At 63.5% G+C, this 24,499-nt stretch carries 22 protein-coding genes; 12 read left to right on the top strand and 10 right to left on the bottom strand.

Translation table 11 applies throughout. The features are described from left to right. Positions 1-28: 28 nt before the first annotated feature. Positions 29-751, top strand: a complete 723-nt coding sequence (locus tag C2R25_RS14055; protein ID WP_103729804.1) for a dienelactone hydrolase family protein — start codon at positions 29-31, stop codon at positions 749-751. 21 nt (positions 752-772) lie between these two features. Here the strand turns inward: C2R25_RS14055 and hisI are convergent, their stop codons facing one another. Beyond that, positions 773-1,150, bottom strand: coding sequence for a phosphoribosyl-AMP cyclohydrolase (hisI, locus tag C2R25_RS14060; RefSeq protein ID WP_103729805.1), 378 nt, complete (start codon positions 1,148-1,150; stop codon positions 773-775). Positions 1,151-1,503: 353 nt separating this feature from the next. Further along, positions 1,504-2,241 (bottom strand): ComF family protein, encoded by a 738-nt coding sequence (locus C2R25_RS14065; protein ID WP_103729806.1) that lies wholly within the window; start codon positions 2,239-2,241, stop codon positions 1,504-1,506. Between the two features lie 86 nt (positions 2,242-2,327). On the opposite strand from C2R25_RS14065, the gene C2R25_RS14070 reads away from it, so the two are divergent. Continuing rightward, complete coding sequence (locus tag C2R25_RS14070; RefSeq protein ID WP_103729807.1) at positions 2,328-3,086, top strand: methyltransferase; 759 nt, start codon at positions 2,328-2,330, stop codon at positions 3,084-3,086. Positions 3,087-3,152: 66 nt separating this feature from the next. Here C2R25_RS14070 and ppdK read toward each other — a convergent pair whose 3' ends face one another. From ppdK to C2R25_RS14085, 3 genes are read right to left on the bottom strand one after another with little or no spacing between them, the layout of a single operon-like run. Beyond that, positions 3,153-5,816, bottom strand: a complete 2,664-nt coding sequence (gene ppdK / locus C2R25_RS14075) for a pyruvate, phosphate dikinase (protein ID WP_103729808.1) — start codon at positions 5,814-5,816, stop codon at positions 3,153-3,155. A gap of 54 nt (positions 5,817-5,870) precedes the next feature. Then, on the bottom strand, positions 5,871-7,988 hold the full coding sequence (gene glyS, locus C2R25_RS14080; RefSeq protein ID WP_103729809.1) for a glycine--tRNA ligase subunit beta: 2,118 nt from the start codon (positions 7,986-7,988) through the stop codon (positions 5,871-5,873). After that, positions 7,985-8,887 carry a glycine--tRNA ligase subunit alpha gene (locus C2R25_RS14085; protein ID WP_199183837.1) on the bottom strand — a complete coding sequence of 301 codons (903 nt, stop codon included), beginning with the start codon at positions 8,885-8,887 and terminating at the stop codon, positions 7,985-7,987. Before C2R25_RS14085 ends, glyS begins: the two co-directional genes overlap by 4 nt. A 139-nt stretch (positions 8,888-9,026) precedes the next feature. Between C2R25_RS14085 and C2R25_RS14090 the strand changes: the two genes are divergently transcribed. The 5 genes from C2R25_RS14090 to C2R25_RS14110 all read left to right on the top strand — a co-directional run bounded on the left by C2R25_RS14090 (position 9,027) and on the right by C2R25_RS14110 (position 12,830). Next, on the top strand, positions 9,027-9,935 hold the full coding sequence (locus C2R25_RS14090) for a TraB/GumN family protein (protein WP_233203987.1): 909 nt from the start codon (positions 9,027-9,029) through the stop codon (positions 9,933-9,935). Further along, the gene (locus C2R25_RS14095; RefSeq protein ID WP_103729810.1) at positions 9,932-10,792 is read left to right on the top strand and encodes a TraB/GumN family protein; all 861 of its coding nucleotides are present in this window, start codon (positions 9,932-9,934) and stop codon (positions 10,790-10,792) included. Before C2R25_RS14090 ends, C2R25_RS14095 begins: the two co-directional genes overlap by 4 nt. A gap of 168 nt (positions 10,793-10,960) precedes the next feature. Beyond that, entirely contained in the window at positions 10,961-11,572 is a 612-nt protein-coding gene (locus C2R25_RS14100) for a 50S ribosomal protein L25/general stress protein Ctc (RefSeq protein WP_103729811.1), read from the top strand. A 145-nt stretch (positions 11,573-11,717) separates the two neighbouring features. Continuing rightward, entirely contained in the window at positions 11,718-12,293 is a 576-nt protein-coding gene (pth, locus tag C2R25_RS14105; RefSeq protein WP_103729812.1) for an aminoacyl-tRNA hydrolase, read from the top strand. A gap of 129 nt (positions 12,294-12,422) precedes the next feature. Continuing rightward, entirely contained in the window at positions 12,423-12,830 is a 408-nt protein-coding gene (locus tag C2R25_RS14110; protein WP_103729813.1) for a PEP-CTERM sorting domain-containing protein, read from the top strand. Between the two features lie 72 nt (positions 12,831-12,902). On the opposite strand, the gene C2R25_RS14115 is transcribed toward C2R25_RS14110, so the two are convergent. Next, on the bottom strand, positions 12,903-14,420 hold the full coding sequence (locus C2R25_RS14115; protein WP_103729814.1) for a tetratricopeptide repeat protein: 1,518 nt from the start codon (positions 14,418-14,420) through the stop codon (positions 12,903-12,905). Between the two features lie 133 nt (positions 14,421-14,553). Here C2R25_RS14115 and ychF point away from each other — a divergent pair, with 133 nt between their 5' ends. Both ychF and C2R25_RS14125 read left to right on the top strand, forming a co-directional pair. Beyond that, positions 14,554-15,654, top strand: a complete 1,101-nt coding sequence (gene ychF, locus C2R25_RS14120; RefSeq protein ID WP_103729815.1) for a redox-regulated ATPase YchF — start codon at positions 14,554-14,556, stop codon at positions 15,652-15,654. Positions 15,655-15,843: 189 nt separating this feature from the next. Further along, entirely contained in the window at positions 15,844-17,004 is a 1,161-nt protein-coding gene (locus C2R25_RS14125; protein WP_233203989.1) for a hypothetical protein, read from the top strand. A 48-nt stretch (positions 17,005-17,052) separates the two neighbouring features. Here C2R25_RS14125 and C2R25_RS14130 read toward each other — a convergent pair whose 3' ends face one another. Further along, on the bottom strand, positions 17,053-17,547 hold the full coding sequence (locus C2R25_RS14130; protein ID WP_233203991.1) for a hypothetical protein: 495 nt from the start codon (positions 17,545-17,547) through the stop codon (positions 17,053-17,055). A 213-nt stretch (positions 17,548-17,760) separates the two neighbouring features. On the opposite strand from C2R25_RS14130, the gene C2R25_RS20475 reads away from it, so the two are divergent. After that, positions 17,761-18,171 carry a hypothetical protein gene (locus C2R25_RS20475; RefSeq protein ID WP_158250672.1) on the top strand — a complete coding sequence of 137 codons (411 nt, stop codon included), beginning with the start codon at positions 17,761-17,763 and terminating at the stop codon, positions 18,169-18,171. 68 nt (positions 18,172-18,239) lie between these two features. On the opposite strand, the gene C2R25_RS21020 is transcribed toward C2R25_RS20475, so the two are convergent. From C2R25_RS21020 to mutL, 3 genes are all read right to left on the bottom strand, one after another. Continuing rightward, positions 18,240-18,524, bottom strand: a complete 285-nt coding sequence (locus C2R25_RS21020) for a hypothetical protein (RefSeq protein WP_233203993.1) — start codon at positions 18,522-18,524, stop codon at positions 18,240-18,242. A gap of 279 nt (positions 18,525-18,803) precedes the next feature. Next, positions 18,804-20,255: a S41 family peptidase gene (locus C2R25_RS14140; protein ID WP_158250673.1), complete on the bottom strand. Its 1,452-nt coding sequence runs from the start codon at positions 20,253-20,255 to the stop codon at positions 18,804-18,806. 146 nt (positions 20,256-20,401) lie between these two features. Next, complete coding sequence (gene mutL / locus C2R25_RS14145; RefSeq protein WP_103729820.1) at positions 20,402-22,222, bottom strand: DNA mismatch repair endonuclease MutL; 1,821 nt, start codon at positions 22,220-22,222, stop codon at positions 20,402-20,404. Positions 22,223-22,459: 237 nt separating this feature from the next. Between mutL and C2R25_RS14150 the strand changes: the two genes are divergently transcribed. Next, positions 22,460-23,506, top strand: coding sequence for a rod shape-determining protein (locus C2R25_RS14150; RefSeq protein WP_103094580.1), 1,047 nt, complete (start codon positions 22,460-22,462; stop codon positions 23,504-23,506). A gap of 107 nt (positions 23,507-23,613) precedes the next feature. Beyond that, complete coding sequence (gene mreC / locus C2R25_RS14155) at positions 23,614-24,498, top strand: rod shape-determining protein MreC (RefSeq protein WP_103729821.1); 885 nt, start codon at positions 23,614-23,616, stop codon at positions 24,496-24,498. The last annotated feature ends 1 nt before the right edge of the window (position 24,499 follow it).

A 24,499-nucleotide genomic window follows, 5' to 3' on the forward strand; every position in this document is an offset into this window, starting at 1 on the left:
TCTTCCGGTGCACAACAAGCGAGACAGCATGACGGCCTATCAACCGACGCTCGAGCCGATCCCCTATTCCCACGCCGGGGTCGCTCTCACCGGATGGCTCGCGCGCCCGGCCGGCACCCCGCGCGCCGCCGTGGCTTTGTTCCCCACCATCGCCAATGTCATTCCTCTGATGGAAGATCGGGCGCGCAGGCTGGCCGGCGAAGGCTACCTGGTGATGATCACCGACTTCTACGGCGAACCGATCGAAAGCTTCGAAGCATCGTTCCCCTTCGCCGAGAAGCTGCGCGCTGACAACGCATACTACCGCGCCCGGATCATTGCCGGCCTCGATGCTCTTCGGGAAATCGCCAATGGTCTCACCCTCTTCGCAATTGGCCACTGCATGGGCGGGCAGGCCGTCCTCGAAGCTGCGCGTGCCGGTGAGGACCTCGCCGGAATCGTCAGCTTCCATGGCCTCTTCCCCACGACCGCACCCGCCCGGCCCGGCGGCATCAGGCCGCGTATCCTGATCTGCCACGGCGACGCCGACCCGCTCGCCCCGCGCGAACATGTGCTGGCCTTGTGGGAAGAGCTGGATGCCGCTGAGGCCAACTGGCACTTCCATTCCTACGCAAGGGTCAAGCATGGCTTCACCGATCCCGACAGCAACACGAAGGGGAAGGATTTCCTCGACTACAACGCCAGCGCCGATCGCCAGTCGTGGAACTCCATGCTGTCGTTTTTCGACGAGATCCTTAGTCAGAATGCCTGAAGCTCAGGGTGGAGGGCCTTCTCAGGCCTCCACCCGCTCCAGTCCATCGCCCTCCAGGCGACGATAAAAGCAGCTGGTCGCACCCGTATGGCAGGCCGGGCCTTCCGGCCTGACCCGCAACTCCAGCGCATCCTGGTCGCAATCAACCCGGATCTCCTCAACCCGCAGGAAGTGACCGGACGTCTCCCCCTTCAGCCACAGCTTCCCGCGCGAACGCGAATGGAAGTGCGCCAAGCCGGTCTCGCGCGTCTTGGCCAATGCCGCCTCATCCATATAGGCGACCATCAGTATCTCCCGCGTGCGGGAATCGACAGCGATCGCGATGAGCAATCCCTGCGCATCGAAGCGCGGAAGGAACGCTGTTCCCATTTCCCGTTCGGTAGCTGTTATCTCAGTCATCTTTACCGGTTTCTTTCTTGCCGCAACCCAGCGAAGGAATGTTGCAACCTAGCCACAGCAGTGGATCAAAATCCCTCATCATCGGCGAAGCCTCTTCCCAAAAAGCACCATTCGGGGAATTCTACATGTGCAGCTGGGGGGCTGCTTCTGACCCACAGGTCGCTCGCAGGCAAGTGTTCAAAAGGAACCACGGGCCTGATATCGAAAGCAGGCCACGGTTCAGGGAAATGCATGATGAGGGACCGGGCCAGGCGGTAAAGGGGCACCGCTGAACTGCGCAAGCAGGGTTCAAAAGTTTCGTCACGAGGACGCCCGGGCTCGCAAGATTCCGGGCGTTTTCGCGTGGCAAGCTGTCAGACGGTGAGCGCTTCATCCAGCACGCGGGAAAAGCAGGCGATAACCACTTGCTCCACACCGGCGCGCTTCAACGCGGAGACGCACGCATCGCTGGTGGCGCCGCTCGTCAGCACGTCGTCCACCAGCACGACGCTGGCGCCCTTCAGGCAAACCTTCCGTCGCGGATTTGCCCTTATGGCGCCCGAAAGCACCCGCTTGCGCGCCAGTTTGCCGAGGCTCCCCAGCGAGGGGGTCCGCTTGTGCCGTTCGAGCCCATCGACGCAGAGCCTCGCCCCCGTTCCCCGCGCGATCTGACGGGCCAGCTCCGCGGCCTGGTTGTAGCCGCGCTTCCATAACCGCCAGCGGTGCAAAGGCACGGGCACCAGCAGCCACCCCTCTCCGATGTGCGGCAGTTTCGGAAGCATCAGCCCCGCCATTAGAGGAGCAAGCGCGATGCGATTGCCATGCTTGAAGGCAAGCACGAGCTTGCGCGAAGGCTCATTGTACAACGTGGCAGCCGCGATGCCGCTGTGGCGGGGAGGAACAGCGAGGCAGGGCGCGCAGGTTCCTCCTGCAGGCAGGGCGTCTCCGAAAGGCCGCTGGCATCGGTCGCAGGATGGCTCGCCGGGAATGACGAGCGTGCTCCAGCACTCCATGCACAGCCCGGAAGCCGAACCGATCGCCGCCCCGCAAAGCGGGCAGCGCGGCGGAAAGACGAAGTCTATCAAAGGGGCAAGCACGTGTCGCAACGCCATTGCGTGACGCTAACCGCGACCCTTTCCCAGGCAAGCGATTGTCAGCACCATTGCAAGGATTTCACTGAAACGGCAGGGATGATCGCATGGAAAACAAGGTTCCCCCCCGCATCTTCTCCCCGTCCCGCCGCAGCGCGCTCCGCCGCCGCATGTTGGCGCTGCAGCAGCAGCCCGACGCACCGCGATACCTGATCGACGACATGGTCGAGGATGTGCTGGACAGGCTTTCCTTCCTCCGTTTCGAACCCCGGACAGCCCTCGTCATCGGAGACTATTCCGGCACTCTGGCCCCTTCATTGGGAGCTCTTGGCGTCAGCGTCGCCGAAGCGGAACCCGCTTTCGGTTTCGAGGAAGAGAAGCCCTGGCCGTTCGAGCAGGTGGATCTTATCGCCAGTCTGGGCACGCTGGACACGCTTAACGACCTTCCAGGAGCGCTGGTCCACGCCCGCAAGGCGCTGGCGCCCGGGGGCATGTTGATCGCGAGCTTCCTGTCATCGGGCACGCTTCCGACCACCCGGGAGGTCATGCTGGCGGCCGACGGTGAGCGCCCCGCCCCCCGCCTCCATCCAATGGTGGACGTGCGCTCCGGGGCGCAGCTTCTGCAAAGAACGCTCTACGCCGACCCGGTGGTCGACCAGCGGCCCGTCAACGTGGCGTTTCGCAGCTTCGCGCGGCTCGTTGCGGATCTCCGTGCCCAGGGCATCTCGAACGTGCTGGCCGATCCTGGACCGCTCCTCGGAAAGTCGGCACTGGAAAGGGCAAAGCGCGCTTTCGCCGAAGCCGGAGAGGACGGCCGCACAGCAGAGCGTTTCGAAATACTGACACTGTCAGGCTGGAAGCGCTGAATCGTATCCCGTGCGTCAACGCTCAAGGACGGGAAAGCCGGCGACCTTCCCGTCCCCTTGACCTCGTCAGGCCAGCGCGGCCTGCGCTGCCGCCAGTCGAGCGATCGGCACGCGGTATGGCGAGGCCGACACATAGTCCAGGCCGACCTTCTCGCAGAAGGCGATTGACGCCGGATCGCCGCCATGTTCGCCGCAGATGCCCAGCTTGAGGTCCGCGTAAGTGGCGCGGCCACGCTCGGCACCGAGCTGCACGAGTTGGCCGACACCTTCGACGTCAAGGCTGACGAACGGATCGCGCGGATAGATGCCCTTTTCAACATAGGGGCTCAGGAAGCGCGCAGCATCATCGCGCGACACGCCGAGCGTCGTCTGAGTGAGGTCATTCGTACCGAAGGAGAAGAACTTCGCCTCCTCCGCGATCTCGCCGGCCATCAGCGCAGCGCGGGGCAGCTCGATCATCGTGCCGACCAGATACTCGAGAGTACGGCCTTTTTCGGCGAAGACCTTGGCAGCCGTCTCGTCGACGAGCTTTCTGAGGATCTGCAGCTCCCGCTTCGTAGCGACGAGCGGAATCATCACTTCCGGCACGATGGCTTCGCCTGAAGCCGCCGCCACATCACAGGCCGCCTCGAAGATGGCACGCGCCTGAATTTCGTAGATTTCAGGGAACGTGATGCCTAGGCGGCAACCGCGATGACCCAGCATGGGATTGAATTCGTGCAACTCGTCCGCTCGGCGCTTGAGGGTTTCCACCCCGATGCCGATGGCTTCCGACAGTTCGGCGAATTCGGAATCGCTGTGCGGCAGGAATTCATGGAGCGGCGGATCAAGAAGGCGGATGGTAACGGGCAGACCCGCCATGACTTCGAAGATGGCCTGGAAGTCGGCACGCTGTTCGGGAAGGAGCTTCGCCAAAGCCGCGCGGCGCCCACGCTCGTCCTCGGCAAGGATCATCTGGCGCACGGCCGAGATGCGGCTTGCGTCAAAGAACATGTGCTCGGTGCGGCAAAGGCCGATGCCTTCCGCGCCGAACTGCCGCGCCATCCTGCAATCGGCAGGTGTCTCGGCGTTGGTGCGCACCTTCATACGCCGGTGCTTGTCCGCCCACTCCATGAGGGTCGCGAAATCGCCGGCGAGTTCCGGCTCGATCGTGGGAACTTCCCCTGCCATGATGTCGCCGGTCGCGCCATCGAGGGTGATGAGATCGCCCTCCTTCAGATCACGGTTGCCCATGCGCAGCGTGCGGGTCTTCATATCGATGGACAAGCCCGATGCGCCAGAGACGCAGGGCCTGCCCATGCCGCGCGCTACCACGGCCGCGTGACTGGTCATGCCGCCGCGCGCGGTCAGGATGCCCTTGGCCGCGTGCATGCCGTGGATGTCCTCGGGCGACGTTTCGACGCGGACCAGAACGACGGCTTCACCTCTCTCGGCACGCTTCTCGGCCGTGTCGGCGTCCAGGACGATCGCACCAGAGGCCGCACCCGGCGAGGCCGGAAGGCCCTTGCCCAGAACGTCGCGGGCTGCCTTCGGGTCGAGCGTGGGGTGCAGGAGCTGGTCGAGGGCCATCGGATCGACGCGCTTGATCGCAGTGGCCTCGTCGATCAGTCCTTCTTCGACCATGTCGACGGCCATCTTGAGCGCCGCCTTCGCGGTGCGCTTGCCGGAACGGGTCTGCAGCATCCACAGCTTGTTCTGCTGCACCGTGAACTCGATGTCCTGCATGTCGCGGTAGTGCTTCTCGAGCAGCTCGAACACGGCCGCCAGCTCTGCGTAGGCCTGAGGCATCGCCTCTTCCATCGACAGCGGCTTGGCGCCCGCGCGCTCACGGGCGGCCTTGGTGAGGTACTGCGGCGTGCGGATGCCGGCGACGACGTCCTCGCCCTGCGCGTTCACAAGCCATTCGCCGTAGTACGCCTTTTCACCCGTCGCCGGGTCGCGAGTGAACGCCACGCCGGTTGCCGACGTGTCGCCCATGTTGCCGAAGACCATGGCCTGCACGTTCACGGCCGTCCCCCAATCCCCCGGGATGCCGTTCAGGCGGCGGTAGACCTTGGCACGATCGGAATCCCAGGAATCGAAGACCGCCTGGATGGCGCCCCAGAGCTGCTCCTGCGGATCCTGCGGGAAAGCGCGACCAAGCTCCTTCTCGACGATGCTCTTGTATTCGGAAACGATCTTGCGCCAGTCGCCGGCGGTCATCTCGACATCGTTGAGGTAGCCGCTGTCCTCCTTGGCGATCTCCAGCGCTTCCTCGAACAGGTGATGCTCGACCCCCAGAACCACGTCGGAGTACATCTGGATGAACCGACGATAGCTGTCCCAGGCGAAGCGATCGTCCCCGGAGGTCTTGGCGAGGCCTTCGACGGTGGTGTCGTTCAGACCCAGGTTGAGGACGGTGTCCATCATTCCCGGCATCGAGACCCGGGCGCCCGAACGTACCGATACCAGCAGCGGATCGGCCTCGTCGCCGAACGTCTTGCCGACGGTCCGTTCGATGTGAGTCAGGGCCTCTGCCACTTCCCGGCGCAGTTCCTCCGAAAAGTCTCCCCCCTCGGCGAGGTACTTAACGCACTGCTCGGTCGTGATCGTAAAGCCGGGCGGAACAGGCAAGCCTATGTCGGCCATTTCGGCAAGGTTAGCGCCCTTGCCGCCAGTGATCACCTTGTCCTTCGCACGCGGATCATCGTGCTTCACGCCACCGCCGAACGTATAGACCTGCCTAGTCATTCTTCGCTAACTCTCCGGATTTTGCGCAAGGACGCAGATCGTGGGGAAACCCTCCTACCCCTCGATCCGCGAGAAATCCGCCACATTGTGCACTGCAGCACGAAAGCGATCAAGCAGTGCAAGACGTGACGTCCGTTTGGTGCGGTTCGTGTCATTGACCGTCACATGATCGAAGAACCCGTCGATCGGTGCCCGCAAGGAAGCAAGCGCCGTCATTGCGCCTGCGAAATCCTCTGCTGCAACCGCAGCAGACGCTTGAGGTTCCGCACGGTCGAGCGCCTCCAGAAGATTTTTCTCTGCAGGTTCTAGCTCGTAGCCCTCGCCGCGCGCGGCAGCGTGACGGTCCGCCATCTTTTCGGCGATCGCAGCGGCCAGGTCGGGATCCTCGACAAGGACAAGAGGGTCTTCCTCTCCGGTCTGCGCGATTTCGGATTCCAGCCCCTGCCAATCTTCCTTTTTCAGGATGTTGGCCGCCCGCTTGTAGCCTGCAAGCAGATTGCGACCATCCTCCGTCGCCACGAAGGCCTGAAGCGCCTGCACACGCGCAAGCAGGCGAACAAGATCATCTTCACTGCCCAGCGCAAACACGGCGTCGATGAGATCGTGCCGGATGCCCGCTTCCTTCTGCTGCACCTTCAGGCGGTCGGCAAAGAAGTCGAGGAGTTCGCCCTCGGCAACGCCGAAGCGCAGGTTGTTCTCGGTGATCAGGCGAATGATGGCCAGAGCCGCACGGCGCAGGGCAAAGGGGTCCTTCGAACCGGTCGGCTTCTCGTCGATTGCGAAGAAGCTGCGCAGGGTATCCAGCTTGTCCGCCAGCGAGACCGCAACGGTCACCGGCGCCGTCGGCACCTCGTCGCCCTGTCCAACCGGCTTGTAATGATCGCGAATGGCGTCGGCCACGGCGGCCGGCAGGCCTTCAGCCCGGGCGTAGTATCCGCCCATCAGGCCTTGCAATTCCGGGAACTCACCCACCATTTCGGTAACGAGGTCGGCCTTGCACAGCTCCGCCGCCTGCCGTGCGAGCACCGGGTCACAGTTGGGAACGATGCCTGCACTTGCCAACCATTCGGCGAGCTTTGCGACACGCTCGACCTTGTCTGCCACCGTGCCGAGCTTCTCGTGGAAGGTGATCCGCTCCAGCTTCGGGGCCTGATTGGCAAGCGCGATCTTCTTGTCCTGTTCCCAGAAGAAGCGGGCGTCGGACAGGCGGGCAGCCAGAACCTTGCGGTTGCCGGCAACGATGCCTTCGCCCCCGTCGATAGCATCGATGTTCGCGGTGCAGACGAAAGCGTTGGCAAGGCTGCCCGTGGTCGTCTCGCACACGAAGTACTTCTGGTTCACGCGCGCGGTGAGCTGGATCACTTCCGGCGGAACCTCGAGGAACGCTTCGTCGAAGCGGCCGAGCAGCGGTACCGGCCATTCGGTAAGGCCGGCGTTCTCCACGACGAGCCCCTCGTCTTCCACCAGTGTGAGGCCGGCGGCGGCGGCGACGTTACGCGCCTCGTCGCGGATCAGATCCTGGCGCTCGACGTGATCGACGATGACATGGCAGGCCGATAGCTTGCGCGCGTAGTCGTGTGCGCCGCCGATCGTGATTTCGCCCGGAGCGTGGAAGCGGTGCCCCCTGGTCGCGTAGGCCGAACTGATTCCGCCGACTTCGCACTCGACAAGATCCTCACCGAAAATGGCGACAATCCCGGAAAGCGGCCGGACCCAGCGCAGTGATTCCGTCGTGATGGATGCAGCACCCCAGCGCTGCGACTTAGGCCAAGGGAAAGCGCGCACGATGGCCGGGATCGCTTCCGCGAGGACATCCTTGACGGCGCGGCCGGGCTTCTCGATGACAGCGAAGTATGTGGCCTTGCCTTTGAGGTCGCGGACCTCAAGCTGCTCCTTCGCCAGCCCGGTTTTGCGCAGGAAGCCTTCCAGCGCCTGCTCGGGGGCGCTTGTGGCCGGTCCCTTCGTCTCCTCTCGAACGGCCTCGGTGGTCTCCGGCAGATCGTTGGCGATCAACGCAAGGCGGCGCGGGGTCGACCACACGGTGATCTGACCAAGTGCGATACCCGCCGCTTCCATTTCCTTGCGGAAAAGCTTCTCCAGGTCAGCACGGGCGCCGGCCTGCATGCGGGCCGGTATTTCCTCGCTGCGCAGTTCAAGAAGGAAGTCGGTCATACGGTCCCCCCCGGGAACTTGGCTTCCCATTGTTCCTTGTTCACGTCGATCCACGCCTGGCACGATCCCTTGGCGAGGTCGCGCACGCGGGCCATGTAGCTGGCACGCTCCTGGACGGAGATGACGCCCCGCGCCTGGAGCAGGTTGAACAGATGCGAAGCCTCGATCGCCTGGTCGTAAGCCGCCAGGGGAATCTGCGCCTCGATGCAGCGCATGCATTCGGCCTCGGCGGCCTTGAAGCCGGCGAACAGCGAATCCGTGTCGGCAATCTCGAAGTTGTATTTCGACTGCTGCTGTTCGTTGGCAAGGAAGACGTCGCCGTAGGTGACGCCCTCGTTGTTGAACCTGAGATCGTAGACCCAGTCCACGCCCTGGATGTACATCGCAAGACGCTCAAGGCCGTACGTCAGTTCGCCCGCCACGGGCTTGCAGTCGAAACCGCCGACCTGTTGGAAGTAAGTGAACTGCGTCACTTCCATGCCGTCGCACCAGACTTCCCAGCCCAGCCCCCAGGCGCCCAGCGTGGGGCTCTCCCAGTCGTCCTCGACGAAGCGGATGTCGTGCGCCAGAGGATCGACGCCGATCTCGGCAAGCGACTGTAGGTAGAGCTCCTGGAGGTTCTCCGGGTTCGGCTTCAGGATAACCTGGTACTGGTAGTAATGCTGCAGCCGGTTGGGATTCTCGCCGTAGCGCCCGTCCGTGGGGCGGCGGGAGGGCTGCACGTAGGCCGCCTTCCACGGTTCGGGACCAAGCGCCCGCAGTGTAGTGGCGGGGTGGAAAGTGCCCGCCCCCATGCGCATGTCGTAAGGCTGCAGGATGAGGCAGCCCTGCGCGCTCCAGAAGTTGTGGAGCGTCAGGATCATGTCCTGGAAGCTGAGCGGCTGTTTGGCGGCGGTCATCAGGGTTCCGTCGTTTATGCGAATGGCCGGCCTTTGGCGGATCAGGCCCGTCAAATCAACTCGCATCACGAGATGCCCAATCTTCCCAGCCCAGAGATTTTCGATGACGCAGACGGAGGAAACCCTCAAAGGCGATTCCATGATCCGCTCGATGACCCGCGTCCGCACCCTCCTCGGCTCCGCCCTGCTGGCAATCACCGCTCTTGGCGCGTCGAGCGTACTGGCAAGGGAGAGTACGCCGCCCGAGACGGTCCGCCCTGCCCTCTGGAAAGTCGCCGACGACGACACCACGATCTGGCTGTTCGGCACGATCCATGTCCTTCCCGAACCGGTGGCGTGGAACCAGGGTGTCGTGGCGAGAGCCCTGGCGACGGCGGAGGAACTCGTCACGGAAATCGCCATGGACGCGGCTGCGCAGCCGCAGGACGCGATTCTGGGCAAGAGCCGGCGCGCGGACGGCCGCACTCTCCGGGACACTTTGTCGCAAGAGCAGCGCCAGGCCTATGAGGCAGCCCTGGCCAAGCTTGGTCTGCCGCTCGCGACGTTCGACGATAACGACGCCTGGTTCGCGGCGCTCATGCTGACGCTCATCCCGCTCAAGGCGTCAGGTTACAGCACCGACTCCGGCATCGACCAGGAGGTCGCCGCGCAGGCGAAGGCGCGGCGACTGCCGAACGTGGCGCTTGAGACCGCGGAGTTTCAGATCGACCTGTTCGATACCCTGCCGGAAAAAACACAGCAGAGCTATCTTATCGAAGTGGCCCGTTCGCTCCCCACCGTGATAGCGGATGTGGACGACATGGTCGCCGCCTGGAAGGCCGGTGACGCCGAGCATCTTGCCCGGCTGATCAACGAGGACGAGAGCGATCTGATCGTGCGCAAGGTCCTGATCACCGATCGCAACGCGAATTGGGCCGGGTGGCTGAAGGCGCGGCTCGCGAGACCGGGCAACGTCTTTGTTGCGGTAGGCGCCGGTCATCTCGCCGGACCTGGCAGCGTGCAGGATCAGCTTGCCGCCGCCGGGATAGTCTCGACGCGGGTCCAGTGAACCATCGTCGCCGCGCCGTCACTCTGCTCTGCATCCTTGCGCTGTCGGCCTGTTCACAGGCACCACAGGAGGCCAACCCCGCGCTGTGGCATGTCACCGACGAGAATGGCCACGAAGGGTGGCTGTTCGGCACCATCCACACGTCTGACCGCCCCCTTCGTTGGCGCTCCGCGACCGTGGCTGCAGCTCTTGAAGACGCGGAGACGATCATGGTGGAGGTGGGAAATCTCGCCGACGAGGCCAAGGTCGCGGCGACGTTCACGCAGCTGGCGCGGAGCGAAGGAGAGCCTCCTCTTTCGCAAAGGATAGCGCCGGCCGAGCGACCTGCCCTTGCGTCCCTGCTTGACGCTGCCGGCTATGGCGACGGCGACTTCGCGGCCATGGACACCTGGGCCGCCGCGCTGACGCTTGCCCGTGGCGGCAGCGACGAGGCAGATGCGCGCAACGGCGTGGATCGCGCGGTGGTTGCGGCCGCCGGCAAGCGACCGGTCATCGAACTGGAGGGCGCCGCCGCGCAACTCGCCCTGTTTGACGCGCTCCCCGAGAAGGAGCAGCGCGACCTGCTCGGTGCAGTCGTCACTGAGGCGGCAACGCCGGACCGCGACCTGGCAGCCAGTTGGCGCGACGGCGACATGGCGGCCATCGAGAAGGAAACGCGATCCGGCCTTCTTGCTGACCCGGAACTGCGGGCCGTGCTGTTCACGGACCGCAACCGGGCCTGGACTGCCAGGATTGCTACAGTGATCCGGGCGGGACAGCGACCTTTCGTGGCCGTCGGAGCGGCTCACATGGCCGGAAGCGACGGGTTACCTGCCATGCTGAAGGCTCAGGGGCTTACTGTAACGCGTATGCAGTAGAGCTGCCCGATGCACGCCAGCATAGCCAGCGGCGGCTTGCCATTTCACCAATCTGCGGGTATGGGCCGCGCCTTCTCGTCATGGTCATCCCTGGAGGCGTGGCGAGACGGTGCGTTCCGAATAAGCGGAAGGTGCCGCATCCTAATCCAGTTTTGAAAGGCAAGTCCTATGAGCGATACGCTTAACCTGCCGGCCGAGACGCGCGAACGGGCTGGCAAGGGAGCCTCCCGTGCCCTGCGTCGTACCGGTCGCGTGCCCGCCGTCATCTATGGCGGCAACGAAGAGCCCCTGGCGATCCACGTCGAGGAAAAGGAGCTGGTCCGTCAGCTCATGACCGGCCACTTCTTCAACTCTATCGTCGAAGTTGAAGTGGGCGGCAAGAAGCTCCGCACGCAGCCGAAGGACGTAGCCTTCCACCCCGTCACCGACCGTCCGCTCCACGCCGACTTCCTGCGGGTGGCCCAGGGCGCGACCGTGCACGTGAACGTGCCCGTGGTCTTCGCCAACGAAGAGCTTTCGCCGGGTCTCAAGCGCGGCGGCGTGCTCAACATCGTGCGCCACGACCTTGAACTGGTCTGCGACGCCGAAAAGATCCCGCACGAGATCACCATCGACGTGACCGGCTTCGACGTGGGCGAATCGATCCACATCAGCCACGTAAAGCTGCCGTCGGGCGTGGAAAGCGCGATCACCGATCGCGACTTCACCATCGCGACGATCGCCGCTCCTTCGGCTCTGCGTAGCGAAGAAGGCGACACGACCAAGGTCGAAGGCGAGTAAGCCTTCCTTCGCGGTTCAGGACAGGTCCTTCCCGCTTGCGGGGAGGGCCTTTCTTTTTGCCGATTTACTCCTGCGGAAGAAGTGCCGCTCAAGGCCCGCCACGCGGGAGGTGGCGCATCCGCGTTAACTGATCGAAAGGGCACACATGGCGACGCAGCTCTGGGTCGGCCTGGGCAACCCCGGTCCGCAGTATGCCTTCAACCGCCACAACGTCGGGTTCATGGCCGTCGATGCCATTGCCGAGATCCACGGCTTCGGTCCGGTGCAGAAGAAGTTCCAGGGTTGGCTGCAGGAAGGCCGGATCGGGACCAACAAGATCCTCCTGCTGAAACCAGCCACGTTCATGAACGAAAGCGGCCGATCAGTCGGCGAAGCCATGCGCTTCTACAAGCTGGAGTTGAACGCCCTCACCGTCTTTCACGATGAGCTCGATCTTGCCCCCTTCAAGGTCAAGGTGAAGCAAGGCGGCGGCCACGCAGGTCACAACGGGCTGCGTTCGATCGATCAGCACCTCGGCGCCGATTTCCGGCGGGTTCGGTTGGGCATAGGGCACCCCGGCCACAAGGATCGCGTAACCGGCCATGTTCTCGGCAATTACACCAAGGCCGAACTCGACCCGCTTGCGGACATGCTTGGTGCCGTGGCGGGGGAAGCGGACCGACTGAGTGCGGGCGAAGATACGCGGTTCATGAGCGACGTGGCCTTGCGCCAACAGGCTTGAAGTGTCGAAACCGCTTACAAGTTAATCATCCAGTGCAGGTCGAGAACATCAGAAGCGTCTGAAATCTGCCCTTGGCACGACACTTGCTTTGATGCTGGTAAGCTAACACGGGTAACTAGGGGTAGACTGATGATCCGGAAGACCATGCTTGCGCTGTCGGTGGCAGCAGGCGCCACTGTCGCAATAAGTGCACCCGCGCATGCGACCTGGGGTTCGTACCACAAGCACTACTGCAACTGCGGTCACTCGGCCGGCAAGAAGCAGTGCGGCAGCTCGTCCACGAGCAGCTCCACCTCGGGCGGCACCACCACGACGTCCACCTCGGGTGGCACCACCACGTCCACCTCGGGTGGCACCACCACGTCCACCTCGGGCGGTAGCACCTCCACTTCCGGCGGCACCACCTCGACGTCGTCCGGTGGGTCGACCTCCACCTCTTCGGGCGGCACGAAGGTGCCCGAGCCCGGCATGCTGGGCATGCTGGGTGCCGGCCTTATCGGCCTCGCCTACGCACGTCGTCGCAAGAGCCGTCGCTAAGGCGATCAGGCCCGGCATTCCTACGGCGCCGGGCTTTTTTCCTGAATACGCTCCAGAAAAGCTCCCGGTCCTTCAACGGCCGGGAGCTTTTGCCTTCCGCAGTTCGCGGGCGATGGCGTCGTTGCCGGGGTCGAGGATGGCTGCAGCTTCAAGCAGCCGCTGCGCTTCGGCGCGATCACGATCGTTCGAAAGGCGCAAGGCGCCCGCTACGTACAGGTAGTCCGGATTGTTTCTGTTCAGGGCGACGGCACGATCGGCATGCGCGATCGCCGCTTCGACTTCGCCAAGACCATCGTAGGCGAGCGCCAGCCGCTTCAGCACTTCCGCGTCGGGGCCCCGCTTCAGAAGCTGCTGGTAGACGGATACCGCCTCTCGCCAGCGCCGCGTGTACAAGGCGCCCTCTCCCTTCTCGATCAAGGCCATCGTTTCGCGCACGCGTGCCGGCGCCAGCCGCATCTGCAGCCCGGCGGCCTCGGGAGCGCCTGCCGCCCGCGCCGCTTGCGCCGCGGGTTCCAGAACGTCCGGCCGCGCAAGCGTGCTTCGCGCCAGCGGCGCAAGCGTCTCCCAAGAGGATGCGGCATCGCCGGTCGCAAGCTGCGCCCGTCCCAGCATCAGCTGCGCATAGAGGTTGTGCGGGAAGTGAAGGACCGCGCGCCGGAAGATCGCTCGCGCCTGCTCCGCATGGCCGAGATGCAGCAAGGCCTCGCCGTACGTCATCGCCAGTGTCGAGCCGGGTATGAGGTCTGCTTCACGGCCTTGCAGCGCGAGACGGATCGTCTCCCATTCGCCTTTTTGGGACAGGAACTGGATGCGCATCGCTTCCACTTCCGCATCGCCGGGCGCGAACCGCGCGGCCTGTTGCACGAGGTCAAACGCCTCATCCAGCCGGCCCATGGCATCATACTGATTAGCGAGGGCCAGCATGGGTCCAAGCCTGTCGGGGAAAGCGTCAACCGCGGCGCGATAGGCCGCAGCGGCTTCCTTTTCCCGCCCCTGAGCCGCGGCAAGGTCACCTCCCAACACCATCGTCTCGAACGATCTCGGCGCCATTTGCCGCATCCGCAGCAGCACGCGAGCCGCGCCGACGAGATCCTCCTCCAGCAGAAGAAAGCGCGCATGGGAGGCGGCCAGACGGATGTCGGGATGCGATGCCATACCCCGGTCGTAAGCGAGCCGGGCGGCCTCCTTGTCGCCAAGCGCAAGCTGCGCCTCTGCCCTCACTTTCCAGCTTTCGGCATCGTCGGCGTCGCCGACAAGCTCCAGGGCGCGTGCCGGCTCCTGCCTCAGCAACGCGGCCTCAGCTTTCATGCGTGCCGTGTTCCCATACCCCGCCCGCTCAAGGCGCGCTATGGCAGCCTCTGCGGACACTGCGTCCCCCAGCCGCAAGTGCGTGTCCGCCAGGAGCGCCAGCACCTTCGCGTCCTCCGGCCGCTGGCGTAACGCAACCGACAACCTGACGCGGGCTTCCTGATAGTTTTCGGCCGCGAAATTGCGTTGCGCCTCTGCAAACGCCGCCTCCGGGCTCTCGCCGCACGCTGCCAGGGTCAGAATCGCCGTAAACGGCAGAAGAGTGCGGGCGATGGACTTCATCTCTCCCACGCCTTAGCCCGAAGAACTGAAATTTTCGTCAACCGGCTTTCGCCCGCCTATGGGCTATCGGCAAACTGGTAAAGTCGCGCGCAGGGGGCTATGGGCCCGCAACACACATGTTTCGGAGTTTTAAATGGGTTTTCGTTGCGGGATCGTGGGCCTTCCCAATGTCGGCAAGTCGACCTTGTTCAACGCGCTGACCGAGACGCAGGCAGCGCAGGCCGCGAACTATCCGTTCTGCACGATCGAGCCCAATGTCGGTCAGGTCGGCGTGCCCGATCCGCGTCTGGACACGCTTGCCGCCATCGCCGGTTCAGCCAAGATCATCCCCACCCAGCTTTCTTTCGTGGACATCGCAGGCCTCGTCCGTGGTGCCTCCAAGGGTGAAGGCCTGGGCAACCAGTTTCTCGGCAACATTCGCGAGGTGGATGCGATCATTCATGTCCTGCGTTGCTTCGAGAACGACGACATCCAGCACGTCGACAACCGGGTAGACCCCATCGCCGATGCGGAGACGGTAGAAACAGAACTCCTCCTGTCCGACCTCGAAAGCCTCGAAAAGCGTGTCCCGGCGGCTCAGAAGAAGGCCACCGGTGGGGACAAGGAAGCCAGGATCACCGCTTCCGTGCTGGGTCAGGCGCTGGAACTGCTGCGCGCCGGCAAGCCCGCTCGACTTACCCAACCGAAGGACGACGAAGAAGCCCGTGTGTTCAGTCAGGCACAGCTGCTGACCGCAAAGCCCGTGCTGTACGTGTGCAATGTCGAGGAAGAAGCCGCAGCCGAGGGTAACGCTTTCTCCGCACGCGTCTTTGAAAAGGCCGCCGCCGAAGGCGCCAGTGCCGTGATCGTCTCTGCCGCTATCGAGGCGGAACTGACCGGCATGGAGCCGGAGGATCGACTGGTATTCCTGGAGGAGATGGGCCTTGCCGAAGCGGGTCTGGCTCGAATAATCCGTGCCGGATATCAGCTTCTCGACCTTCTGACCTTCTTCACCGTAGGGCCGAAAGAGGCCCGCGCATGGACGGTTCACAAGGGCGCAAAGGCTCCCGAAGCCGCTGGTGAGATTCATTCCGACATGCAGCGCGGCTTCATCCGGGCTGAGACGATCGCCTACGACGATTTCGTCGCCTGCAACGGCGAAGCCGGCGCCAAGGAAGCCGGTAAGCTTCGCCAGGAGGGCAAGGAATACGTCGTCAGCGATGGCGACGTGATGCACTTCAAGTTCAACGTCTGAACGGCCTGCGCCCCGGCTGGCAAGGCCGGGGCGGCCTTATTTGCGACGGTTTGCAAGCACGTGCTGCTTGGCACGGTAGCGCTGCCTGTGCCTGCTCTGGCACAGGATCATTCCGCTCATCACCATGTGAGCGAGCCCGAACCCTCTTTCCCGGTCATCGATACATCCGCCGGGCACGATCACGCGGCCATGAATCATGGAGATCATCACACCGCACCTGAAACGCCTCCCGCCTATACCGTGGGTTCCGGCACGTCGCGGCTGCCTGGGCTGGACGGCATGCACGGCGGTCTCCACGTGAACGCGGGAGAGTGGATGGTCATGGCCCACGGCTACGTTTCCGCACAATACACCGACCATTCGGGGCCGCGAGGCGCCGACAAGCTCTATGCGCCGTCGATGGCCATGGTCACGGCGGATCGAAAGACCGCGTTCGGAAGCCTGCAACTTCGATCCATGTTCAGTCTGGACCCGCTGATGAGCAATCGCGGCTACCCGAACCTGTTCGCAACCGGTGAGACCGCAGGCGGCGAACCGCTGGTTGACCGGCAGCACCCTCACGACCTCTTCATGGAACTGGCCGCCCGCGTGGATTTCGACATCGGTGCGGCAAACGCCTTCATCTACGGCGGTCCGGTCGGGGAACCCGCGCTGGGCCCGACCGCCTTCATGATGCGGCGTTCGGCCCGGTACAATCCGGAGCCGCCCATCAGCCATCACTGGTTCGATTCCACTCACATCACCTATGGCGTGGTGACGACAGGTGTCGCAGCCGCCGAATGGCAGCTCGAAGCATCCGCCTTCCGGGGCGCCGAACCCGACGAGCAACGCTGGGACATCGAGACGCCCAGGTTCGACTCCTGGTCAGTCCGGGCTAGCTGGACGCCGAGCCCGAACTGGGTTTTCCAGACGAGCTACGGCCACATCAACGAGCCTGAAGCGATACATCCCGGTCAGGACGAACGCCGCTTCACCGCGTCCGCTCACTATGCCAACGCCAACGGCATCTCCGCCATGGCGGCCTTCAGCAGCAAGGACCGCGAGCCGGGCCGCACGCTGACGGCGTGGCTTGCCGAAGCGAACTGGGATGTCGACGCTGCGAATTCCGTATTCATGCGGGCGGAAAGCGTGGCGAACGACGAACTGTTTCCCGATCATGACGATCCCCGCCATGACCAGCCCTATCGCGTTTCCAAGATCCAGGCGGGCTATGCCCGTCGCCTAAACATCGAGCCGTTCGAGCTGGCGCTTGGCGGTTCTATCAGCGCGTATATCAAGCCAGCTTCACTCGATCAGGCTTACGGTGAAAGCCCCTGGGGCTATACGCTTTTCGCACGGCTTTCGCTTTGATCGCCAGCGGCGGTCAGGGAATCCGGGCCGCCGCAACCCTTCCGGCAGTCAGCCTTCGCGACAGCGGATGGTGCCATCGGCCATATAGGCGACACGGTCCTGCGCGTCATGAACGATCAGACGCGCAGGCCAGGTGTTAGCATCGCCTGTTCCGCCTTCATCGGGTAGTCGGGCGAGATCGACCCAGCTGGCAAGTCCCACGTAGGTCGAACGCGCCCCGCCGGGAAGCGTCGCGCTTTCGGTTCTCGCCGCAAAGCGCTTCAGGTCCGTTCCGACCCGCATGAAGCCTTCATCCTGCGCAGCGATGAATATGGGATCCTGCCCATTCTTGCTGAAGCGGCACCCGGGTCGGTCAAGCCCATAGCGCGTCACATCGGCCTGTGAGATCGGCGTCGGTTCGATGGGCTGGAACGGTTCGCGGCTCATGCGCTTCACGATGGCCACGTCGCGGGCGTCCTCCGCCGCCTTCTGCTCAGCCGCTTCCTCACCACATCCGGCCAACAGGGCACAGATCGCCAAGGCCACCGCTATTCTCGCCATCATTTTCGCCCAAAAAAGCTTTTCGACATCCTGATGGGCAAGCCTGACGAGGTCGCAGCCGCAAGCATAGCCCCAAGTCCCGGATCTTCTTACCCATGCACGATCATAACGCAGCTGACAGGAGGAAGCTCCAAATCGAAAAGCTTGGACGTGAACGCCCGATATGGGTGGGAAGCTGACATTGAAAAATCACCTTCTCTAAGGCATGCATTGCCCATGAAGCAGCGCCTCATGATTGTCGTATTGGCGTTATTGGGGCCTGCCGCTTGTCACGGGCCCCAACCGACGTACGAGGCAGATTGCTCCGTGCCACCTGCCTCATTTGGCACTGCTAAGGAGGGAATCGGCCATCTCACGCCCCTTGTTGAAGCCACTATTGACCACGCTGGCGCAATAAAATGGGCGGGAAACTCCGTTTCGATCAGAGACTTTGAAAGCTACGTCATTCGGGCTGGCGAACTACTCCCCATGCCACAGTTGATCCTCAACCCTTCTCCTGATGCGCCATGCGAGAGTGTCGAACGGGTGAGAACAATTTTGGAGAAGGCTGAAATCTGTAAGGCCGATGGGCGTTGGTGCAGCGAGGGACATGATCCAAAAAATTGGCCAATCGTCGGCGGGCCATAAACGCCTGCAATTGGGCGCGTGCCGCCGAACGGCTTTCGGCGGAAAGGGGGGTGGATTGCGACCTAATCCTACAGGACTTTGCCCTGCCGGTAGGCAACCTTTGCGTTGCCTTGCGCCTTAGTCCCGCGTTCCGTGACCGACACAGCCGGTATATGGTCGAGGCGCGTCAGGAGAATGCCGATGAAGTCGGAAACATCACGCTGGACGCCACTGGTTTCGACGTCAATTGCAAGAGAATTAGGATCGGTGCCGTAATTTCGCACTACAGCGTCCTCTCCGAAAATGCGCTGTGCAGCCTCGCGAATGAAGGAAGCCTGCTCTCGGGCAAGTTCACAAGGCATCTGTGACGGCATTGGTGGTTTAGCGGGCGGCATAGCCACCTCTTAGTGCGCCGCAGCGATGTCCGCAAAGGGGCATGTTCGGTCAGGCCGGTTTTCTTCCCGAGCGGCGAGCACCGGACGGGCCGCTATAGAGCGCAGCCCTCGCCGCCCGGGATGGCGAAAACGGGTGGGTTTCTTCCTGAGCGCTTTCAGGTGAGGGAATGCGTTCGCTGCCATGCGTCGTTCCGGTCTCCGTTCATTGCTAGGAGCGGGGTTCCGATCCGCGAGAGGAGACCAGCTCCATCGATCAGCCTAGCTAGCCCGGTCCCTGATCTCGTGAATTACGGCCTGCACCCTACGCTCAAGACGTGGGGTATCGGCCAACGAATCCCGGAACACGTATGTTGGGGTCAAAGGCACATTGCTGCCGCGCTTGCGACCGCGGTAGACCTTCATCGGGACTATTGCCCTCCCGAAACCGCTTGGCAAAGCGTCTTTGCGGGCGTCCATGTAGATCGTGTCTGCCGACGTCTCCTGTCCGACATGCACGGCTCCCAGCGCGAGCCACAGATCCGCAGCGTCGAGACAAGCCGACCCGCAACCGGGATCGGTTATCATAAGCACCGGCCGGCGAATAACCGGGGCAGGGACAGCCGGACTGGAACTTACCTCGGGTGCACTGACGTTCGACCACATGGCCTTACCCGCCGCCAGCGCAGACTCCATGCCGGTGATCGTCTCTCGGAGCCAGGAGCGCATTTCCGGCGAGCTAGTGCTGGATGCATCCAGCGCAGCGGCATACTCCTTGAGTGTCGCTATGTTTGCACGCGATGCTCGCCATTCCACCGCGTCTGAGCCCAAGTTGACCGCGTCCACGGCAGCCTTGCCCCAGACGAGACGAGCCAGTTGCCGGCTCCAGTCCGAAGAACCACCATGATTACCGCGCAGGTCGAGCACGATCGCGGGCGCGTCGCGAAGAATTTCCGGAGCAGCGGTCAAATGCGCGATCAGCGGCACGAGTGCCTTGGCAGCGGGGCCTTGCGGGTCAGCTTTGAAGTCGCTGAGCGTCAGCCAGACTGTGCCGTCCGGGAGCGTCCGCATCCCAATCGGTTCGGAGGCTCTACTGAATGTCCTGGCCAACTGACGATCGCGCTCAGCGGGCCCAATCGGCGTCCAAGTAAGCTTTACCCGCGTTCTCCTGCTGCCGACCTGGAAGGTACACGTAGCGGGACGACTTACCCACGGATTGCCTTCATCGACAAACAACCTTCCGCCTTCTTGCATGCGAGTGGCTGCCAAAAACCAACGACCGCTGAATTCCCCAACATTAGCCGCTGCGAGCGCGTCGGCAGTCTTCCCATCACAGTCAATTAGCTCAGCACCGAGTGGAAGAGGTGACCACGTGGCCCGCGTGACCACACGCTGGCGGCCGTCATAAGCGATACTCGTCAGAAATCCTGGCCAGCGCGTGATTAGCTGGGGTAACTTTTTGTCCCGAGCACCGCCAAAGTCGAGATGACCGTCATCAAAAGCCGCGGCATAGGCCCGCATTGCAAACCAATAGCCTGCAAAATCACGTGTCTGGTCGGCGCGCCGCATCGCAAGCGCGAGTTCCCGGTCATTCTGGCCGGCGAATTGCGGATTGGCGACGTCTGTCACACCTGGATGGTTTGCCGCTATGTCAGCGTGGAAAGCTTGGGCGTCCTGTCGGAGAGCGGCCGCCCAGTTAGTGCCGTCCGTCGCGCCGGTAAGCGTCAGGATCACTGCTGCGGCCCCTGCCGCCCCCGTTATGATTCTCATGTGACCAGTTAAGCGGCGAGCGCCTATCCAAGCAAGGCGCCCCGCTGCTCTCGCACGCAGATCGTAACGAGACGTTTGCCATGGCGCGCCAGCAGCCACGGCAAACGGCCTCACTTTCGACCGAATAACTTCTCAATATCGCTGTGCGCCAACTTCACCCATGTGGGCCGTCCATGGTTGCATTGACCCGACCGAGGGGTCCGTTCCATTTCCCGGAGCAGCGCGTTCATCTCCGCAACTGAGAGGGTGCGACCGGCGCGGACGGAACCGTGGCACGCCATCGTCGCCAGCACGAGATCGAGCTTCTCTCCCAGCAGCAAGGCATCCCCGTTTCGGGCGAGATCATCGGCGACATCGCGGACCAGGGCGGTCACGTCGCTCCGGGAAAGCACGGAAGGCACAGCCCGCACGAGCACGGCAGCAGGGCCAAAGCGCTCCAGCAGGAGGCCATGACGGGCGAGTGCCTCAACCTTGTCTTCCAGAGCGTCGCATGCGGCTTCCTCCAGTTCGACTACTTCGGGCAGAAGCAGCGCCTGCGACCGGTTCATCGCGTCCTCTGCCCCGGCCGCCTTCAGCTTTTCCAGCACCAGGCGCTCGTGCGCCGCGTGCTGATCGACGATCACGAGCCCGTCGTCGGCCTCGGCGACGATGTATGTCCCGGCCACCTGCCCCCGCGCGACGCCAAGCGGATAGCGTAGGCCCTCCTCCGTCTGCTCGACGGCCGCCTCTGCTCTTCCGGAGGGCTGCGCCATAACTTCGGCCTCATAGGCACGCCAGACCGCCGGGGTCTCCGCCACGCGAGGCGCCGCGGTGCCGGCTGCGCTTCCACCGTATTCACGCGTGAACAGTGAACCTAGCGAGGGCGGGGGCCGGAGCGGCGCCGCCACCGGCTCGACCTGCCACATGTTTATGGCCGACGACTGTGCCCGCTGAGCGCTCTTCTGCCCTGCTCCCTCCAGGGCATGGCGCAGCGCCCCTACAAGGAAGCCTCGTATGAAAGCCGGGTCGCGGAAGCGCACCTCGGTCTTGGCCGGATGCACGTTGACGTCGACCTCCTCGGGAGGGAGTTCGAGGAACAGGGCGAGCACGGCATGGCGATCGCGCGCGAGCATGTCCGAGTAGGCCCCGCGCACGGCGCCAACCAGCAGCTTGTCGCGCACGGGTCTACCGTTCACGAAGAGGTACTGATGGTCGGCAACCCCGCGGTTGTATGTGGGAAGGCCCGCGACGCCGGTGAGACGCGCAGTCCCACGCTCAGCCTCGATCACGACCCCATCTTCAGCCAACTCGCGCGCCACGAGGCGCGCGACGCGCGCGGCCAATTCCTCGCGCGGCTGGACAGCAAGCACCCGTCGCCCGTCATGCTCCATGACGAAACCCACGTCCGGTCGCGCCATCGCCAGCCGGCGCACCACGTCGAGACAGACGGCATACTCCGATCGCGGCGAACGCAGGAACTTGCGCCGGGCCGGCACCTTCCCGAAGAGATCCTCCACCCGAATGCGGGTGCCGGGCGGCAGGGCGGCAGGGGCATCGCCGGCGACAGAACCATGATCGATTACCCGCTTCCAACCTTCGTCTGCACCATGCGGCCGGCTTTCGATGGTGAGCCGCGCAACCGAGCCGATCGAGGGCAGCGCCTCGCCACGGAAACCCAGAGTTGCAACCTGTTCAATGGCTTCGTCGGGTAACTTCGACGTCGCATGACGCTCCAGAGCAAGTGCGATTTCATCCGGGCGCATGCCGCAACCGTCGTCCGTCACCTCAATCATGTCCAGCCCTCCGCCCCCGACGCGGACCGTGATGGCAGTGGCACCCGCATCGATGGCGTTTTCCACCAGCTCCTTGAGAGCGGACGCCGGTCGCTCGACCACTTCGCCGGCAGCGATGCGGTTGACCAGATGTTCGGGCAGGCGTCGGATCGTAGGCATGGAGATCTCGGCTATATCGCTTGTTCAGGCGGTTAAAGCGGCTGGAGCGGTGATCTCCGAGACTAGCGACGAAGTGCCGCTTATTCGAGACGGGCACGCCTCGTTTCCCCCCGGAATCGGGAACAAAATTTTGGCGTTTCGCGAATCGATCGGCTAAGGGGAGCGCTCTCACCCGCAACCCCCGGTCGCTGCTGTCGAGGGTGATTCGACAACCGATTGGAAAGAAACGGATTTTAGATGGCCGGCCCTTTTTCGCGATTCTTCAAACTCGGCTCCCAGAACATGGCAATCGACCTCGGCACGGCCAATACGCTGGTCTACGTGCAGGATCGCGGAATTGTACTCAACGAACCGTCGGTCGTTGCCATCGAAACGATGAACGGCGTGAAAAAGGTCAAGGCTGTCGGTGACGACGCCAAGATGATGATGGGCAAGACGCCCGACAACATCGAAGCCATCCGCCCGCTGCGCGACGGCGTGATCGCTGACATCGAAATCGCGGAAGAGATGATCAAGCACTTCATCCGCAAGGTGCATGGCAAGAAGAACCTCTTCCGCTATCCGGAGATTGTGATCTGCGTGCCTTCGGGCTCGACTTCCGTTGAACGCCGCGCGATCCGGGACGCAGCCAGCAACGCCGGTGCAAGCCAGGTCTACCTGATCCTGGAGCCCATGGCGGCGGCTATCGGCGCAGACATGCCGGTCACGGAGCCGGTCGGTTCGATGGTGGTGGACATCGGCGGCGGAACGACCGAAGTAGCGGTGCTCTCACTGCGCGGCCTTGCCTACACGACGTCGGTTCGCGTCGGCGGGGATAAGATGGACGAATCGATCGTCTCCTATGTGCGCCGCCATCACAACCTGCTCATCGGCGATGCGACGGCGGAACGGATCAAGAAGGACTACGGCATTGCCGTGATGCCGGCGGACGGCATCGGCGAGACGATCCACATCAAGGGGCGTGACCTCGTCAACGGCGTGCCCAAGGAAATCACCATTACCCAGGCCAATGTGGCCGAAGCGCTTGCAGAGCCGATCGGTGCCATCATCGAAGGCGTCCGCATCGCGCTGGAGAACACCGCACCTGAACTGGCAGCCGATATCGTCGACCAGGGCATTGTGCTGACTGGCGGCGGCGCCCTGATCCAGGGCCTCGACGATTATCTGCGCGAGGAAACCGGACTTCCGGTCAGTGTCGCCGAAGATCCGCTGTCTTGCGTGGCGCTCGGCACCGGCCGCGCGATGGAGGACCCGGTCTATCGCGGCGTCCTGATGTCCGCCTGATTGATCGCGAAAGCAGGTTCGAGCCAAGCGCCGATCCTGCTTCCAGAGGAGCGCGGCGGATCCGCTAGAATAAGCCGCCGCGTGAGTATGACAGGAGTGCATGGCGCATGGCACCGCCAGCAAATCGGCGCTCCGGCTTTTCGCGCAGGGCGCAGTATTCGACGTTCTTCCAGTACACGGCCGGCGTGATGGGCGCGGTGGTGGGGCTTGGACTGCTTGTGGTCTCGATCGTCAATCCGGACGCTTTTGCGACCCTGCGCAGCGCGGCTGCGGATCTTACCGAATCACCGGCGCAGGCAGCAGCAGGTACCCGACACACCGCCCGGAGTTTCGTCGAGGAAATCGGCGGATTTTTCCAGTCGGGCCGTGAGAACGCCCGCCTGCGGCGCGAACTGGTGGAGGCCAAGGTGCGTCTGGTTCAAGCCCAGGCGACCGAAGCTGAGAACAAGAGGCTCAAGCAACTGCTCGATCTCCAGGAGGACGAAGGGCAGACAATCGCCTATTCGCGCCTGGTAAGTTCAACCGGATCCAGTCCCCGGCGCTTCGCGATCCTCGGTGCCGGCAGCGACAGGGGCGTTGCCAAGGGCATGCCCGTGCGTTCGCAAATGGGTCTCGTAGGACGAGTGCTCGAAGTTGGCCTCTCCAGCGCCCGCGTGCTTCTCATCACCGATACCGAAAGCGTGGTGCCCGTCCGTCGTTCGCAAGACGGGGTTCCGGCCTTCGCACAGGGCAACGGTGACGGCACGATCCGCATCCGCCTCGTCAATCTGGGGATCAACCCTCTGCGCAAAGGCGATGTGATGGTGACCTCAGGATCGGGCGGCCTCTATCGTCCGGGCACCCCGCTTGCCATCGTCACCGAACTGTTGCGGGACGGCGCCATAGCGCGCGTCCTCAGCAATCCGTCCAACACCGACTATGTTGTGGTCGAACGCGCCTGGGCCCCTGCCCCACCACCACCGCCGGCTGCGATCGAAGCCGGGGAATCCTGAT

Origin of the sequence: Novosphingobium sp. HII-3, assembly GCF_002916655.1 — a bacterium.
Lineage (GTDB): Bacteria > Pseudomonadota > Alphaproteobacteria > Sphingomonadales > Sphingomonadaceae > Novosphingobium > Novosphingobium panipatense.

What these genes read in the sequence shown, in the direction of transcription:
- C2R25_RS14085 (WP_199183837.1), bottom strand. Translation starts at nt 8,887, where the DNA reads ATGACCGCCGCCAAACAGCCGCTCAGCTTCCAGGACATGATCCTGACG.
- hisI (WP_103729805.1), bottom strand. Translation starts at nt 1,150, where the DNA reads ATGACTGAGATAACAGCTACCGAACGGGAAATGGGAACAGCGTTCCTT.
- C2R25_RS14065 (WP_103729806.1), bottom strand. Translation starts at nt 2,241, where the DNA reads ATGGCGTTGCGACACGTGCTTGCCCCTTTGATAGACTTCGTCTTTCCG.
- mutL (WP_103729820.1), bottom strand. Translation starts at nt 22,222, where the DNA reads ATGCCTACGATCCGACGCCTGCCCGAACATCTGGTCAACCGCATCGCT.
- C2R25_RS14070 (WP_103729807.1), top strand. Translation starts at nt 2,328, where the DNA reads ATGGAAAACAAGGTTCCCCCCCGCATCTTCTCCCCGTCCCGCCGCAGC.
- mreC (WP_103729821.1), top strand. Translation starts at nt 23,614, where the DNA reads ATGGCACCGCCAGCAAATCGGCGCTCCGGCTTTTCGCGCAGGGCGCAG.
- C2R25_RS21020 (WP_233203993.1), bottom strand. Translation starts at nt 18,524, where the DNA reads ATGCCGTCACAGATGCCTTGTGAACTTGCCCGAGAGCAGGCTTCCTTC.
- ppdK (WP_103729808.1), bottom strand. Translation starts at nt 5,816, where the DNA reads ATGACTAGGCAGGTCTATACGTTCGGCGGTGGCGTGAAGCACGATGAT.
- C2R25_RS14130 (WP_233203991.1), bottom strand. Translation starts at nt 17,547, where the DNA reads ATGATGGCGAGAATAGCGGTGGCCTTGGCGATCTGTGCCCTGTTGGCC.
- C2R25_RS20475 (WP_158250672.1), top strand. Translation starts at nt 17,761, where the DNA reads ATGAAGCAGCGCCTCATGATTGTCGTATTGGCGTTATTGGGGCCTGCC.
- ychF (WP_103729815.1), top strand. Translation starts at nt 14,554, where the DNA reads ATGGGTTTTCGTTGCGGGATCGTGGGCCTTCCCAATGTCGGCAAGTCG.
- C2R25_RS14110 (WP_103729813.1), top strand. Translation starts at nt 12,423, where the DNA reads ATGATCCGGAAGACCATGCTTGCGCTGTCGGTGGCAGCAGGCGCCACT.
- C2R25_RS14115 (WP_103729814.1), bottom strand. Translation starts at nt 14,420, where the DNA reads ATGAAGTCCATCGCCCGCACTCTTCTGCCGTTTACGGCGATTCTGACC.
- C2R25_RS14100 (WP_103729811.1), top strand. Translation starts at nt 10,961, where the DNA reads ATGAGCGATACGCTTAACCTGCCGGCCGAGACGCGCGAACGGGCTGGC.
- C2R25_RS14125 (WP_233203989.1), top strand. Translation starts at nt 15,844, where the DNA reads ATGAATCATGGAGATCATCACACCGCACCTGAAACGCCTCCCGCCTAT.
- glyS (WP_103729809.1), bottom strand. Translation starts at nt 7,988, where the DNA reads ATGACCGACTTCCTTCTTGAACTGCGCAGCGAGGAAATACCGGCCCGC.
- pth (WP_103729812.1), top strand. Translation starts at nt 11,718, where the DNA reads ATGGCGACGCAGCTCTGGGTCGGCCTGGGCAACCCCGGTCCGCAGTAT.
- C2R25_RS14150 (WP_103094580.1), top strand. Translation starts at nt 22,460, where the DNA reads ATGGCCGGCCCTTTTTCGCGATTCTTCAAACTCGGCTCCCAGAACATG.
- C2R25_RS14055 (WP_103729804.1), top strand. Translation starts at nt 29, where the DNA reads ATGACGGCCTATCAACCGACGCTCGAGCCGATCCCCTATTCCCACGCC.
- C2R25_RS14090 (WP_233203987.1), top strand. Translation starts at nt 9,027, where the DNA reads ATGATCCGCTCGATGACCCGCGTCCGCACCCTCCTCGGCTCCGCCCTG.